The sequence below is a fragment of the Mesorhizobium sp. BR1-1-4 genome, assembly GCF_020165375.1.
Taxonomy (GTDB): domain Bacteria; phylum Pseudomonadota; class Alphaproteobacteria; order Rhizobiales; family Rhizobiaceae; genus Mesorhizobium; species Mesorhizobium australicum.
In genome coordinates this window covers 208,675-223,493 of the sequence record NZ_JAIUIB010000005.1, presented here as the reverse complement: position 1 = coordinate 223,493, position 14,819 = coordinate 208,675, and the positions used below count along the sequence as shown (strand labels likewise).

The following is a 14,819-nucleotide window of genomic DNA, read 5'->3' as shown; positions in this document are numbered from 1 at the left end:
CAATGGCAGCGATTTGGTAATGGCTCGGCGAACCGCTCCTACCCTCCCTCCACTCGACTGGCTGCGCAGTTTCGAGGCTGCGGCACGGCTGTCGAACTTCACCGCGGCGGCAGCCGAACTCGGCCTGACCCAGGCGGCCGTCAGCCAGCACATCCGGCTGCTCGAGGAAAGGCTGAAGACGCGTCTGTTCTCGCGGCTGGCGCGTGGGGTCGCGCTGTCGCCGGAAGGTGCCGCCTACCTGCCCCACATCCAGTCGGCCTTCGCCACCATTGGCAGCAGCACCACGGAACTGTTCGAACCGCGCGCCGTCCAGACCGTCTCGCTCCGGGTGCCGATCTCGTTTGCGCTGCTGGCGCTGGTTCCGGCGCTGCCCGACCTCGCCGAGGCGCTGCCGCGCATCCAGCTTGATCTGGTGACGATCCATCGCCCGACCGACTACGATTTGCCAGGCTCGGCGCTCGACATCCGTTTCGGCAACGGATCCTTTCCCGGACGCGAGGCCGAGAGGCTGACCGCCGAGCGGCTTGTGCCGGTGGCAAGCCCGGCCTTGGCCAGTGCCGCCGACTGGACATCGCTGCCGCTGCTTCTGGTGGCCGGCGCGCGCGAGATGTGGGCGGAATGGTTCGCGGCGGCCGGATTGGCCGGCCATCCCCGGCGCTCGCATCGCTTCGACAGTTTCGTCGCCGCCATGCATGCGGCGAGCGCCGGTGCCGGCGTCCTCCTTGGGTCGCGGCCCCTAATCGACGCGGCGCTCGACGGCGGAGCGCTGGTCCGGCTTTCCGTTTTTGAGCTGCCCAGCACGTCAGGGCATTTCCTGACGAGGCCGTCGACCGCGCACCTGACCAGCGCGGAGCAGGATTTCCGCCATTGGCTGCTGAAGCGCCTCGCCGGGAAGGCATGAGTGACTGGCGTTACCGCGACGCTGTGCCGATGCGCTTCCAGTAGATCAGCGTGCCCGTCAGCCCGCCATGCGGCTTCAGCGCATAGTCCGGCACTTCGCCGGCCAAGGTGAAGCCGAGCTTCTCATAAAGTCCCGAAGCACCCTCTTCGCTCGCCGTATCCAGAACCAGCAGCGTGCGCCCCTTCTCCGCCGCGAGGCGTTCGGCGGCTCGCATCAGGCGCGTCCCGACACCCCTGCCCCGCTGCCCGACCGATGTCATCAGCTTGGCGATCTCGGCCCGATGCGGCTGATTGGGCGGACAGTCGAGCAGCAGGGTGACGGTGCCGACCAGAGCGCCGCCGTCCCATGCCCCAAGCACCATTCTTTGCCCTCGTGCCGCCGCGGCCAGCGACGTCTCCCAGAACGCGCTGGCAACATCCAACGCCAGCGGATGCATGAAGCTGACCGATCCGCCGGCGGCAGCCGTTTCGACCAGCAGATCGGTCAGCTGTGCGAGTGTTTCCCGGCTTGCGGTCAACGGCCCGATTTCTATGACGTTCATATCTGGTCCTCTGGAAACGATTGATGGGTCGACAGCGCCGCTTCAGTCGAGATGGCGCACACGCCGCTTGCGCGCGGCCTTGATGGCGCCGATGCGTTCGGTGTCTTCTTCCTTGAGATGCCGACCGCGCTCCAGGATCTCGAGCGTGTACTCCTCATAGGTCAGGCCCAGCCGTTCGGCCTTGTCCATCCGCATCAGCATGACTTCGCGGCTCGGCGCCTTCCATGCATTGGCGTGCGCGGCCTGCCAGGCCAGGAAGATGTATGGATCGCCCTTGCCCCATGGCGGCCCCTTGTAGTCGTCAAGAGGCGGCCCCCCATTGTGGGAGCGCTTTGGCCGTCGTGCCATGACGTCAGCTCCTGACCAGGGCGACGAGATAATCGGCGCCCGGCTCCAGCGCATGAAAGGTGCAATCCGACGGCGCTCCGAGCGCCAGGCAGTCGCCCGGTTCGAGCCTGTGCACCTGGTCACCCTCGGTGAATTCGAGTTTTCCCGAGATCAGCCAGATCTGCTGCTTGATGAAGGCGTAGGAAGCCGCCGGCAAGCTGACCTTCGCGCCCGCCGGCAGATGGACCTTGATCAGTTCGAGCGGCATGTCGCAGGCCGGCGACAAATGCCGCCTGACATAGCCTGTGTCGGGGTCGCGCCACACTGGCTGGCCGGCCGCGCGCAGCAGCCCGCCACCCTGCAATTCCGCCCGTGCGATGAGGGTCGAGAGCGTCATGCCGAAGGCAGCCGCTATGCGCACCAGAAGTGCCGCCGTCGGGCTGGTCATGCCACGCTCGATCGTGCTCAGCATTGCCTTGGAAACACCGGAGTGTTCGGCGAGCTCGGCCAGCGACCAGTCCCGCATGGTCCTTTCGGTGTGGATACGCCTGCCGATGGTCGAGGAAATGTCGTTCGCTATATTATCCATTCGTCCATTATAACGAAACCGACAAGTGCGTGAAGAGCCATTTCAAAGCAATTTTCACCAGGACCTTAATCCTCTCTACACCATCCGACCTCATCCGACCTTAACCCCGTTCCTGTAGGGTACGGCCTCAAGGGAAATGGGGATTGGCCTGTCCATGTATGTCGAACGCGAAGCTTCGGTCGGAGAACCGACATCGCAGGAGCGCCGCACAGCCGACCAGCACGACAAGCGCATCCTGGGCAATGTCGTGCAATGCGACGGTGCGCGCGCCACCATCAGCGCCTATGCCGATGACGCCGACGGCGCGATCACCGGCCTGTGGACGGTCGGCAAGATGATCTCGATCAATCTTGGCACGACGCGAACCGTCGGCCTGGTCTACGCGATCGGCAAGTCGGATCTGGCCTGGAACAGTGACGGCAAGAACGCCATCGAGGTCAGCATCGAGCTGATCGGCGAAGTCCGTGACGGCGCCGAACCCGGGGCCAGGCCGATCTTCGACCGCGGCATCACCATCTATCCGCATATCGGCGCCGTCGCGCACCGCATCCGCACCCGCGACCTGCAGGCGGTCTATGACCTGGCCGGCCGCCATTCCATCACCATCGGCTCGCTGGCGCAGGACGAGGCGATCGCCGCCAACATCGCCATCGATGACACGCTGGCGCGCCACTTCGCCATTGTCGGCACGACCGGCGTCGGCAAGTCGACAGCGGTGTCGCTGCTGCTGCGCAAGTCGATCGCGGCGCGACCGGACCTGCGCATCCTGATCCTCGATCCGCACAACGAGTTCGCGGCTTCGCTGCCAGAATATTGCGTCAGGGTCGATTCCAAGACGCTCGACCTGCCGTTCTGGATGTTCACGATGGAGGAATTCGCCGAAGTGCTGTTTCGCGGACGCGAGACGGTGCCGGAAGAGATCGATGCCCTTCGCGACCTCATTCCGCTCGCCAAGAACCTCTATCGCAACCCCGGTTCAGGCGCCTACCTGAGGCGCGGCAGCGATGCGCTGACCGCCGATACGCCGGTGCCCTACCGCATCGCCGACCTGCTCAAGCAGATCGACGAGCGCATGGGCATGCTCGAAAGCAAGACCGATCGTCCGACCCTCAAATCGCTGAAGACACGCATCGAATCGGCGGCGGCCGATCCGCGCTACCGCTTCATGTTCAATTCGCGCCTGATCGAGGACACCATCCACGAAACGATCGGCAACATCTTCCGCGTGCCGCATCATGGCCGTCCGGTGACCTGCTTCGAGATGGCCGGCATGCCGTCGGAAGTGGTCAATTCCGTCTGCTCGGTGCTGGCGCGTCTGGCCTTCGACCTTGCTCTGTGGAGCGAAGGCAAGCTGCAGCTGTTGTTCCTATGCGAGGAAGCGCACCGCTACATGCCCGCCGATGCGCGTCTCGGCTTCGCGCCGACCCGGCACGCGCTGTCGCGCATCGCCAAGGAAGGCCGCAAATATGGCTGCTATCTCGGCGTCGTCACCCAGCGCCCCGGCGAGCTGGACCCGACCATTCTCTCGCAGTGCTCGACCTTCTTCGCCATGCGGCTCGCCAACGAGCAGGACCAGGCGATCATCCGCTCGGCGATCGCCGACTCTTCGGCCTCCACGCTCGCGTTCCTGTCCTCCATGGGCCAGCGCGAAGCGATCGCCTTCGGCGAAGGCGTAGCGACGACCATGCGGCTGAAATTCGAAAGATTGCCCGCTCACCTGCTTCCGGGCACGGCCAAGCGCGAGGAAGACGTGACGTCCAAGGCCGGCGAGGTCGACCTTGTGGCGATCGTGGAGCGGCTGCGTAACGTGCCGAAACCGCAGAGCCAGGCGATGGCTTTCGCCGAGGTGGTCGATTCCGGCCGGCAGGCCGGCGACCCCGACTACCGCAAAGCGCCGGCGGCGCGCGTGCAGTCGGACGAAGATTTCGACACACGCTACGGCCTCAAACCCGCGACCTTCGGCCTGCGCCCGCAGAACGATTGAGCTGAGCGTCACGCCTCCACGAATAGTCCCGAGAATCCGCGCAAGCGGCCTATCCCGTCTTCATCGGAAAGCTTGGGTAAATCCCGTGAGGGAGGTGGTCAGGCTGAGCCGATTGGTGTTTTGATCCGCGAGCATCGGCCTTGGCCGGCAGCAGCCTTAAAGCGCAACGTCTCATAAGTGCTTCGGCCGGCGAAGGCCGGAAGCGCAGAAGCCGGCATCAAGCGGCCAGCATCACGAATTCAGGGATGGGATCTTAGGCGCAGACGCGGTTGCGGCCTTGCCTTTTGGCTTCGTAGAGCTGGCGGTCGGCGCGGCGGTAGAATTCCTCGGCCGTTTCCTTGCGATCCCAGACGGCAAGCCCGACGCTGGTGGTGATCTTGAGCCGGACATTGTTGCCGGAGAGGATCGACATGTTAGCGATCGCCTTGCGGATGCGCTCGGCGAATTTGGCCAGAAGGGCCGCCTCCATGTTGGGCGTGACCACAGCGAACTCCTCACCACCCAGGCGCGCCACCACATCGTGGAAACGTGTCATGTCCTTGAGGCATCTGGCGACAGCCTTGAGCACCTCGTCGCCGACATCGTGGCCGTGCGTGTCGTTGACCTGCTTGAAATGGTCGAGATCGAGGATCATCAGCCCGACCGGTTTTTCGATGCGCCGGAACTCCTCGAGATATTCCTTCAGCGCGTCGTCGAAATAGCGCCGGTTCTGCATGCCGGTCAGGCCGTCGGTCAGGGCGGCATGCTCGAGCGTTTCGGAGCGGGCGCTGAGCGACACCGTCATGGCGCGCAACTTGCCCTCTTCGGTCGCCTGCTTGCGGATCAGCGGATAGATGAAGAAGATGCCGAAAAACAGCGCGGTGGCGAGCAGTACGCCAGTCGCGAACAGGAGCTTGTTGAGGTAGATGACCTTGTCCAGGCCGGAGGCCGTATGGAGTTCCGTGGCGAAGGATTGCAGTTGCCCATAGGCGTGCAGGGTCACCAGGCCAGCAGCCAGGATCACGAAGATAAAGACGAAAAAAGCGGATTCCGCTTTGTGGAAACGCATCTGCTCCCCGATGGAAAAATACCCCATGACCTTATCGCAGGGACCGACTTACGGAGCGTTAATTCCGACAACTTCGGCGAGAACCCTTCCCTCAGGGGCAACTTTTTAAGTTGCATTAGCAACAAGTGTTTGGATCGTGGTTTCGAGATCGTCACCGGGGCGAAGTCTCTGCCATTCCGGCCCCAGCTGATGGCGAAACCAGGTGGCCTGCCGCTTGGCATATTGCCTTGTCGCGATCTTGGCGCGCTCGATCGCCTCGGGAAAGCTCGACTGCCCTGAGATCGCGGCCTGGAGCTCGCGGACCCCGATCGCCTTCATCGCCGGCAGGTCTGGATCCAGACGAAGGGCCGCAAGCTGCTTGACTTCCTCCAGCGCGCCCTTGTCCAGCATCTGGTCGAAACGCCTTTCGATGCGATCAACCAATGCTGCCCGATCCGGCTCGACAACCAGGAAATGCGCGCTCGGCCTGTCGATGAGCGGCAGGCCGCGCTCTGCCTGCCAGTCCAGGATCGACCGACCGGAGGCGTCGAGCACCTCGAGTGCCCGCACGATGCGCTGGCTGTCGGTTGGCTTCAACTGCATGGCGACGCTCGAATCCTCGCGCAGCAGCAAGGCATGCAGCTTGACCGCGCCTTGCTCCTTCAATTCGTAGCGCCAGCGGTCGCGTATCCGTTGTGGAATATCAGGCATTTCCGAAATCCCTTCCGCCAGCGCACGAAAGTACAGGCCAGTGCCACCGACGAAGATTGGCCGCCGCGAGAGCGTCCCGTCATCAATGAGTTTCATAACGTCGCGCAGCCAGGCGCCGGTCGAGTAGGCGGTGCCGGGATGGACATGCCCATAGAGAAAATGCGGCGCTCGTGCGAGTTCGGCCGCCTGCGGCCGGGCCGTCAGCACGTCGAGAACCGCATAGCCCTGCATGGAATCGGTGTTGACGATGACGCCGCCTGTGCGTTCGGCCAGTTCAAGCGCCAGCGCCGACTTGCCGCTGGCGGTCGGCCCGGCTATCAGGATCGCGTTCTTCACGCGGCCTTCGTCCGCATCCGTGCCGGAATTCTCGATGCCGCTCATTGCCACGCTTGTTTCCCGTCCCGCCGATCGCGCTCTGTCGCCATCGCTTGCGAATATGGCCTCACGGTCGGTGGGCGCAAGCGCTGTCGTATGGCTGGCCGAAGGCATTGCCTGTGACATTGCCCTGCCGCCAGCGGCGCAGGCTGATGAAACGACCGCGAGCCTTCGTACCGCACTGGCCGCTGAGCCCGTCGACGTGATCGTCCAGCAGGCTGAAACACGCCGCAAGAAAATCCTTCTCGCCGACATGGATTCGACCATGATTGACCAGGAGTGCATCGACGAGCTGGCCGACGAGATCGGCGTCAAGGATCATGTCGCGGCGATCACCGCACGATCGATGAACGGCGAGATCGCCTTCGAGCCGGCGCTGCGCGAGCGCGTGGCACTGCTCAAGGGGCTCGATGCCGCCGTCGTCGACCATATCGTCGCCAATCGGCTGACCTTGGCCTCGGGTGGCCGTGCGCTGGTCCAGACCATGCGCGCCAACGGCGCCTGGACGGCGCTCGTCTCGGGCGGTTTCGAGGTTTTCACCACGCGCATCGCTGCGATGCTTGGCTTTCAGGAAGACCGCGCCAACCGCCTTCTCGACCAGGACGGACGCTTCACCGGGCTGGTCGGCGAGCCGGTCCTCGGCCGCGCCGCCAAGGCCGAGGCGCTGCTCGAAATCTGTGCGCGTCTTGGCCTGACGCCGGCCGATGCCATCGCCGTCGGCGACGGCGCCAACGATCTCGACATGATCCGCCTGGCCGGAACCGGTGTCGCGCTGCATGCCAAGCCTTCCGTCGCGGCTCAGGCAAAAGTCCGGATCGACCATGCCGACCTCACCGCATTGCTCTATCTGCAGGGCTACCGGCAGGAAGAATTCGTCCAATGAAGCCAATCCGCACCGAACGCCTGATCCTGCGCAATTGGGAGGATCGCGACCGCGAATTGTTCCATCGCATCAATTCCGATGATCGCGTGATGGAGTTCTTCCCGTTTCGCCGCGACCGTGCCGCCGCCGACGCCAAGATGGATGAGTTCCGCGCCTGGGTCGATGAGGACGGCTACGGCTTCGCCGCGGCCGAGATTGCCGCGACCGGCGAATGCATCGGTTTCGTCGGCCTCCTCGCGACTGATGATGTACCATCGCTGCCGGCCGACACAATCGAGATCGGCTGGCGGTTGGCTCCCGAATTCTGGAGCAAGGGCTATGTCACCGAGGCCTCGGAGGCATGGCTGGCCTACGGCTTCGAGACATTGGCCGTCGACGAGATCGTTTCCTTCGCCGTGGCGGAAAACCACCGCTCGACCGCCGTTATGAAACGCCTCGGCATGACCGCCGACCCATCGAGCGATTTCGACCACCCCAGCATTCCGGACAGCCATCCCGCGCTCAAGCGGCATGTGCTCTACCGGCTGTCGCGCGAGGACTGGCAGGCAAGAAAAAGGGCGGCTCTCTAACCGCCCTTCCATCAAAATCAGATTTCTGCCGGCGTACTGGATCAATCCATCCGGATCGTAACGAAGCGCAACTCACCGGTCTTCGACGCCAGCATCAAGAGCGCGTTCTTGCGGCCCTGCTCCTTCAGCGCGCCGATCCGGTCCATGACGTCCTTGGGCGTGGCGACCGACTCCTGCGCGATCTCGGTGATCACCTCGCCAGGCTGGATACCGCGTTCCGCGGCGGCGGAGTCCTTGGCCACGTCGGTGATGACGACGCCGGAGACATCGCCGGCGATGCTGAACTTCTTGCGCGTCTCGTCGTTGAGTTCACCGACCGTCATGCCAAGCACCGAGGCGGTCGAGACGGCCGGAGCCTTGTCAGCGCCCTTGTCCTGGTCGGTATTGCCATTCTCGCCGCTGGCCAGCTTCTCGCCATCCTCGAGCCGGCCGAGCGTCACCTTCACCGTCTGCTCGACACCCTTGCGCACGATCAGCACGTCGACGGCCTTGCCCACCGGGCTTTCGGCGACGACGCGCGGCAGGTCGCGCATTTCATGGATGTCCTTGCCGTCGAACTTGATGATGACGTCGCCGGCCTGGATGGTGCCGTTGTCGACTGGTCCGCCCTTGATGACGCCGGCCACCAGCGCGCCCTTGGCGGTCGCCATGCCGAGGCTTTCCGCGATGTCGTCCGTCACCGGCTGGATGCGCACGCCGAGCCAGCCGCGCCGCGTCTCGCCATATTGGCGCAACTGCTCGACGACGCCAGAGGCGAGCTGCGAGGGAATGGAGAAGCCGATGCCGATCGAGCCGCCGGACGGCGAAATGATCGCCGTGTTCATGCCGATGACCTCGCCGGCGCTGTTGAACAGCGGTCCGCCGGAATTGCCGCGGTTGATCGCCGCGTCGGTCTGGATGAAGTCGTCATAGGGGCCTGAATTGATGTCGCGGTTGCGTGCCGAGACGATGCCGACCGTGACCGTGCCGCCGAGGCCGAACGGATTGCCGACCGCCATCACCCAGTCGCCGACGCGCATCTTGGTGGAATCGCCGAATTTCACCGCTGTCAGCTTGTGGCCTTTCGGATCGACCTTCAGCACCGCGACGTCGGTCTTGGTGTCAGTGCCGACCAGCGTCGCCTTCAAGGTCACGCCATCGGAGAAATTGACCTCGATGTCGTCGGCATCGGCGATCACGTGGTTGTTGGTGACGACGATGCCTTGTTCGGCGTCGATGACGAAACCCGAACCGAGCGACTGCACCTTCTGTGAGCCGCCATCCTTTTCGCCACCGCGGTTCTTGAAGAAATCGTCGAAGAAATCCTGGAACGGCGAGCCTTCGGGCAGTTGCGGCATCGGCACCGCGCCCGGCCCTTCCGTGCCCTTCACCGTCTGCGAGGTCGAGATGTTGACCACCGCGCCAAGTACGCCTTGCGCCAGGTCGGCGACCGAGGCCGGTCCGTCGGCGGCGAATGTCGGGGTCACGAAGGACGGAACGGCGACGGCGCCCAGGACCAGCGCTGCCGCGCCGGCGACCAACGTCCGTCGAGCGGCGTCCAAAAGGGTGTTGGATGTCATCGAGAAGCCTCCCGGCATTTCTAAAAGAGAAAAGCGCTTCGACGAAAACGCCGTGTCGCGCCATGATGGCAAGAAATACGGCACGTTTGCGGCTATGACTATCGGTGGAGTGTAAATCGAGCGTTATTCCGCAAACCGCCGCCTCTACACGCCCCGCACCAGCCAGACGACGCCAACACCAATGGCGATCGCCGCCAGCCCGCCGATCCGCAACGCATTCTCCGGCATCGACAGCACTTCGCCCGCGAGCTTCTTCGCAAGGCGGGGAAAGCCGCCATAGACCAGGCCCTCTATGACGAGGACCAGGCCTATCGCCGCGAAGAAATCCTGCACCGGCCGTTACTGGCCGGTGCTGGGTTGTGTCGTCGGCGCGGCAGGTGCCGCAGCCGGCGCCGTCGGTTTCGCCGGTCCTTCCTTGCCGTCGGGATCGCGGAAGTAGCGGAAGAACTCCGAACTCGGCGACAGCACCATGGTCGTCCCGGTGTTGTCCAGCGCGGTGCCATAGGCATTCATCGACCGGTAGAAGTCGAAGAAGGCGGGATCGCGCTTGTAGGCATCGGCGAAGGTGGCGCTGCGCTGCGCCTCGCCCTCACCGCGCAGGATCTCGGACTCCTTCTGCGCTTCGGCAACGATCTCGACCACTTCACGATCGGCGCGCGCCGTGATGCGCTGTGCCGCTTCGTTGCCGCGTGCCCGCAGCCGCGCAGCCTCCGCCAGGCGTTCCGCCTTCATGCGGTCGTAGGTCTGCTGTGAAACTTCGGCCGTCAGGTCGGTGCGGCGGATGCGAACATCCTCGATCTGCAAGCCGAGCGACGTGGCGTCGGGCCTGAGCTGATCGCGCACTTCGCGCATCATCACGGCACGCTCTTCGGAAAGCGCGGCCTCGAAATCGCGCAGACCGTAGACGCGGCGCAGGGCAGCGTCGAGACGCGTCCTGAGCCGCGCTTCGGCCAGTTCAATCTGACCGGACACGGCGGCCCGGAAGACGCGCGGATCCGAGATGCGATAGGCGATGAAGGCATCGACCTCATAGAATTTGCCGCCCGAGACCTGGACGCGGATGTTGTCGAGGTCGAAGCGCAGCACCCTGTTTTCGATCAGTTGCACCGTATCCGCGTCGAAGAACGAGAACGGCGCCTTGAAGTAGATGCCGGGCTCGCTCTTGACGTCGACGATCTCACCGAAGCGGAGCACCAGCGCCTGCTGGCGCGCATTGACCACGAAAACCGAGGAATAGATCAGGAACAGGACGACCGCCGCCACGGCGACGACGATGGGAAGACGGTTGGCCATCACTTGGTACCTCCCGTGTTCGCGGCGGGCGCGGCCGGTGCTGGCGGTTTCGGCTGCAATGCGGGCAGCGGCAGATAAGGCAAGACACCCTGTCCGTTGTTCTGCTCGACGATCACCTTGCTCGAGTCCTTCAGAACCCTCTCCATGGTTTCCAGATAAAGGCGTTTGCGCGTGACATCGGGGGCTTTGGCATATTCGTCGTAGACCGAGATGAAGCGCTGCGCCTCACCTTCGGCTTCCTGCACCACACGGTTTTTGTAGGCGGCCGCGTCTTCGCGGACCTGGGCCGCCTCGCCGCGTGCCTGGCCGAGCTTCTGGTTGGAATACTGATTGGCCTGCTCGACGAACTTGTCCTCGTCCTGCTCGGCGCGCTGCACCTCGTCGAACGCATCTGCCACCTCGCGTGGCGGTGCCGCATCCTCGATGGAGACGGCGTTGACGTTGAGACCGGCCTTGTAGCCGTCCAGCGTCGTCTGGATGATCTCGCGCACCGAGGCCGCGATGCCCTGGCGATCGTCGCGGAAAATGTCCTGCGCCGGCCGGCGGCCGACGGCTTCGCGCATGGCGCTCTCGGCAACTTGCCGCAGCATGCCGTCCGGGTCGGAGACGTCGAACAGGTAAGCGCGGGGATCGGAGACCTGGTAGGCCACCGAAAACTGCACATTGACGATATTCTGGTCGCCCGAGAGCATCAGCCCGTTGCCGCTGGTATTGCCGCCGCCAATGTCGACAAGCTGTTCTGAAATCTTCGCCGTCTCGACGGTCTCGAGAGGCCACCAGTGGAAATGCAGGCCTGGCTGGGAAAGCTCGGCCTTCGGCTTGCCGAAGCGCAGTTCGACCGCGACCTCGTCGGGCTGCACGGTATAGACCGCCTGGAAGGCCCACAGAACAACCAGCACCGCGGCGATCAGGCCGAACACCGCCGGACTGGCGCCACCGCCGCCGGGCAGCGCGCGCCGCAGCCGATCCTGGCCACGGCGAATGATGTCTTCGAGGTCGGGAGGCGACCCCTGCGGGCCGCTTGGCCCCTTCGGTCCCTGCCCCCAGGGTCCCTGATTGTTACCGCCGCCACCCCACGGGCCGCCGCCTCCGCCACCTTTGTCGTTCCAGGGCATGAATGTCCTTTCGCTTGGAATTCCCTCAAGCACCGCGGTTACGGCGCAAATCCAGTGTCGTTCTTCTATAGGGACGCCACGGCGCGCTTTCAACGCGATGCGACTTTCTTGGACAGTTAGAACAGCGACAATTGCTCCTCCTCAGCGGAATGCATCTCCGAATGAGCGATCATAGACGAATATTTATCCAAGAAAGAAGCCACCTCAGGATCCGCCCGCAACAAATTATCCGTCGTCTCGTATCGATGCTCTGGCTTTAGCCGAAGTAGAGTGGTAATCCTAAATGGATGATCGTCAGCATCGGATCGTGGGTATTCACGCTCTTTAAAATACCTCCAATGAGATCTATCAAACTCCCAATCGAACTTGGCATCTCCATTGATCCTTGCAAATACTTCTGTTAAGTAAACTTTATTTATATATTTGCGAAATTCTCCATATATTCGTTCGCCACCAATTACAAAAAACTGTTTTCTAAAATTGCAAATTGAATAAACATCTGCCAGCAGGAGAGCTGTCTCAATATCTTTAGCCCACTTTATACCGCGGGCATCCGGCAAGGATGTACGGGAAAGAACTATATTCTCGCGCTTAGGAAGTGGCCGGCCGATCGACTCGAACGTTCGCCTGCCCATGATTATTGCATGTCCTTCGGTTCTTTGCCTAAAGTACCGAAGGTCAGTGCTTAGGTGCCAAGGTAATTTGTTCTCGATCCCAATGACATGGTCGGGGTAACTCCTTGCAACGATTGACGTCGCGGAAGGCATTTGAACTCTTTTCGCTACCAATGACTGGTCCCCACACTCAATAGTCGTAGGCCAGGGAAAACGCCGTCAACTTCGATGAGATTGGACCTCTATGTCCTATCAATTCTGATCGCGCCAGTGACGAAGCGCCGCAACTGGATTCAGTGCGCCCGATCACGCCGTTCTCGGCAATGGCGACATAGATCGCGACATGCATCAGTTTGCATCCCCGCCATTGCTGTCCGACGGGACAAGCAGGAGGATGTCGATGTCGTGCTCGGGATAGAAATCGTTCGCCTTCATCTCGAAACGCGTCGGCCCGACCTTTTTGACGTTGTCGCCGCAGAACGAGACCAGGGCTTTCGGGTTGCCCTTGTCAATGGTCAGCTTGAACTTGCCGATGGTGCCCGCCGCCCAGTTGCCGCCGGTGGTCAGGATATAGGCGATGCGGCTTTCGTAGAATTTGGGATAGCCGTCCGGATTGTCCTTCGCCGCCTTGCGCACCGCATTCTCGAATGTGTCGTCCATGCAGTAGCGGCTCTTGTAGGCCGCGTATGAGTTCTGGAACTGGCCTTCATTGAAGAAACTGACCGAGGATGTGCCGCCCACGCTGGGCTTGTAGCGGTGCGAGACGTGAACGTCCTTGTTGGCCGGAAAGGCCGCGCGCCACCAATAGGTCGAGCGCAATTGCCAGAACGGCGAATAGACCGGTTTTTGGCCACTGTCGGCTGTGGAATCCCCGATGATGATGCCGCGGTCGACCCAGTCGTCAGCCACCCCTTGCGGCAGCTTCGCCAGCGCCGCCTTGGCCGCGTCGCCGAACGGGTTGAAGGGCACGTTTTGCGCCTTGAGGTCGGCGCCGATGTCGATGCCGAGCGCGAGCACCTTCTGCTCGAGTTGGGGCTTGGCCGCGACGCCGTCGATCGTCACCTCGAAGCCGAGGAAATTATCGCTCTGGTTTTCCGGGATCGCCGGCATCTCTTCGGGATCGCCCGAAATGTCGGGCATCGGGAAGGCGACTATCGCCTCGACATCCTTGTCGGTGTTGTTGTGGAAGACGTAGTCCACCGTCACCTTTTCGGGCGAGATGAAAAGATCCTCGCTTTGCATCGCCACGGCATCGCTGCGCGACAGGATCAGGCCGCCGGTGCCAAGCTCGGCAACCGAATCATTGGCCATTGCAGGCGCGACCGAAAGCGCCAACGCTAAAGCCAGAACAGATCGCAACATCGAAGCCCCCTCGGCTGGAATGCCTGGATGACCCTAGCCGTTTCGATGCGGCGTTTCAAAGCCCTTCCGCTTGCTGGACGTGCGTGGCCGGTCTGGACGCGCAGGCGGTCTGGACACGCAAGCGGTCTGGACACGCAGGCGGTCTGGACTAACAGGTTCCGATGGGGCAGGAGTTCGCGCCATGCGCAAGCTTCTCGTCATCGGCATCGGCGCCGGCAATCCCGACCACATGACCGTCCAGGCCATAGCGGGCCTGAACAGGGCGGACGTCCTGTTTATTCCCGACAAGGGCACCGACAAGACCGACCTTGCCAACCTGCGGCGCGGCATCTGCGACCGCTTCGTCACCAACCCGGCCTCACGCCGGGTCGAGTTCGACGTGCCGGTGCGTGCCGAACCGACCTCGTCCTATCGTTCGACCGTCGACGACTGGCATGAAGCCATCGCCGCCATCTACGAGGCACTGATCCGCGACGAGATCTCCGGTGATGGCTGCGGCGCCTTCCTGATCTGGGGCGATCCTTCGCTCTATGACAGCGCTCTGCGCATCCTCGAGCGCGTGCGCCTGAAGGGCAATGTTGCGTTCGACCTGGAAGTCATCCCCGGCATAACGGCCGTCCAAGCGCTGGCAGCCAGCCACAAAACGGCGCTGAACCGCATCGGCGATCCCGTGCTGATCACCACCGGCCGCCGCCTGACCGAGGAAGGCATGCCGGACAATGCCGGCAGCGCCGTCGTCATGCTCGACGGCAAATGCGCCTTCAACACGCTGGCCGACCAGGACCTTTTCATTCAATGGGGCGCCTATCTCGGCACGCCCGACGAGATCATCATCTCCGGCCGCCTTGGCGATGTCGGCGCCGAGATCGAAAGGCGCCGCGACGAAGCCCGCCGGAAGAAAGGCTGGATCATGGATACGTATTTGCTGCGAAAGCCGGAGTAGTGGAATAGTGAGTAGTAAATAGTGAG

At 62.9% G+C, this 14,819-nt stretch carries 16 protein-coding genes; 5 read left to right on the top strand and 11 right to left on the bottom strand.

The annotated features are described in order from the left end of the window. Positions 1–19 precede the first annotated feature (19 nt). Entirely contained in the window at positions 20–901 is an 882-nt protein-coding gene (locus LB571_RS12830) for a LysR substrate-binding domain-containing protein (protein WP_140660962.1), read from the top strand. A gap of 10 nt (positions 902–911) precedes the next feature. Here LB571_RS12830 and LB571_RS12825 read toward each other — a convergent pair whose 3' ends face one another. The 3 genes from LB571_RS12825 to LB571_RS12815 are packed head-to-tail and all read right to left on the bottom strand — an operon-like array spanning position 912 to position 2,358. After that, complete coding sequence (locus tag LB571_RS12825) at positions 912–1,442, bottom strand: GNAT family N-acetyltransferase (protein ID WP_140822181.1); 531 nt, start codon at positions 1,440–1,442, stop codon at positions 912–914. Between the two features lie 42 nt (positions 1,443–1,484). Beyond that, on the bottom strand, positions 1,485–1,790 hold the full coding sequence (locus tag LB571_RS12820) for a hypothetical protein (RefSeq protein WP_224594874.1): 306 nt from the start codon (positions 1,788–1,790) through the stop codon (positions 1,485–1,487). 4 nt (positions 1,791–1,794) lie between these two features. After that, the gene (locus LB571_RS12815) at positions 1,795–2,358 is read right to left on the bottom strand and encodes a helix-turn-helix domain-containing protein (protein WP_140822183.1); all 564 of its coding nucleotides are present in this window, start codon (positions 2,356–2,358) and stop codon (positions 1,795–1,797) included. Between the two features lie 154 nt (positions 2,359–2,512). On the opposite strand from LB571_RS12815, the gene LB571_RS12810 reads away from it, so the two are divergent. Further along, positions 2,513–4,342 (top strand): ATP-binding protein, encoded by a 1,830-nt coding sequence (locus tag LB571_RS12810; protein ID WP_224594871.1) that lies wholly within the window; start codon positions 2,513–2,515, stop codon positions 4,340–4,342. A 253-nt stretch (positions 4,343–4,595) separates the two neighbouring features. Here LB571_RS12810 and LB571_RS12805 read toward each other — a convergent pair whose 3' ends face one another. Together LB571_RS12805 and miaA are read right to left on the bottom strand one after the other, a co-directional pair. Beyond that, on the bottom strand, positions 4,596–5,390 hold the full coding sequence (locus LB571_RS12805; protein WP_041163809.1) for a GGDEF domain-containing protein: 795 nt from the start codon (positions 5,388–5,390) through the stop codon (positions 4,596–4,598). A 105-nt stretch (positions 5,391–5,495) separates the two neighbouring features. Further along, positions 5,496–6,461, bottom strand: a complete 966-nt coding sequence (gene miaA / locus LB571_RS12800; protein WP_140788793.1) for a tRNA (adenosine(37)-N6)-dimethylallyltransferase MiaA — start codon at positions 6,459–6,461, stop codon at positions 5,496–5,498. On the opposite strand from miaA, the gene serB reads away from it, so the two are divergent. Beyond that, positions 6,451–7,338, top strand: coding sequence for a phosphoserine phosphatase SerB (gene serB / locus LB571_RS12795; protein WP_224594868.1), 888 nt, complete (start codon positions 6,451–6,453; stop codon positions 7,336–7,338). The genes miaA and serB overlap by 11 nt on opposite strands. After that, a complete protein-coding gene (locus LB571_RS12790) occupies positions 7,335–7,907 on the top strand; it encodes a GNAT family N-acetyltransferase (protein ID WP_224594867.1) in 573 nt (190 codons plus the stop codon). Before serB ends, LB571_RS12790 begins: the two co-directional genes overlap by 4 nt. A gap of 41 nt (positions 7,908–7,948) precedes the next feature. On the opposite strand, the gene LB571_RS12785 is transcribed toward LB571_RS12790, so the two are convergent. From LB571_RS12785 to LB571_RS12760, 6 genes are all read right to left on the bottom strand, one after another. Further along, a complete protein-coding gene (locus LB571_RS12785; protein ID WP_140788782.1) occupies positions 7,949–9,466 on the bottom strand; it encodes a DegQ family serine endoprotease in 1,518 nt (505 codons plus the stop codon). Between the two features lie 144 nt (positions 9,467–9,610). Continuing rightward, a complete protein-coding gene (locus tag LB571_RS12780; RefSeq protein WP_015317277.1) occupies positions 9,611–9,799 on the bottom strand; it encodes a DUF2065 domain-containing protein in 189 nt (62 codons plus the stop codon). A gap of 6 nt (positions 9,800–9,805) precedes the next feature. Next, entirely contained in the window at positions 9,806–10,759 is a 954-nt protein-coding gene (hflC, locus tag LB571_RS12775; RefSeq protein WP_140615721.1) for a protease modulator HflC, read from the bottom strand. Next, positions 10,759–11,874 carry an FtsH protease activity modulator HflK gene (gene hflK, locus LB571_RS12770; RefSeq protein WP_015317275.1) on the bottom strand — a complete coding sequence of 372 codons (1,116 nt, stop codon included), beginning with the start codon at positions 11,872–11,874 and terminating at the stop codon, positions 10,759–10,761. Before hflK ends, hflC begins: the two co-directional genes overlap by 1 nt. A 116-nt stretch (positions 11,875–11,990) precedes the next feature. Beyond that, on the bottom strand, positions 11,991–12,641 hold the full coding sequence (locus LB571_RS12765) for a dihydrofolate reductase (protein ID WP_140714662.1): 651 nt from the start codon (positions 12,639–12,641) through the stop codon (positions 11,991–11,993). 195 nt (positions 12,642–12,836) lie between these two features. Beyond that, positions 12,837–13,850: a DUF4424 domain-containing protein gene (locus LB571_RS12760; RefSeq protein WP_224583564.1), complete on the bottom strand. Its 1,014-nt coding sequence runs from the start codon at positions 13,848–13,850 to the stop codon at positions 12,837–12,839. Positions 13,851–14,031: 181 nt separating this feature from the next. Between LB571_RS12760 and cobF the strand changes: the two genes are divergently transcribed. Then, a complete protein-coding gene (gene cobF / locus LB571_RS12755) occupies positions 14,032–14,793 on the top strand; it encodes a precorrin-6A synthase (deacetylating) (RefSeq protein WP_224594864.1) in 762 nt (253 codons plus the stop codon). The last annotated feature ends 26 nt before the right edge of the window (positions 14,794–14,819 follow it).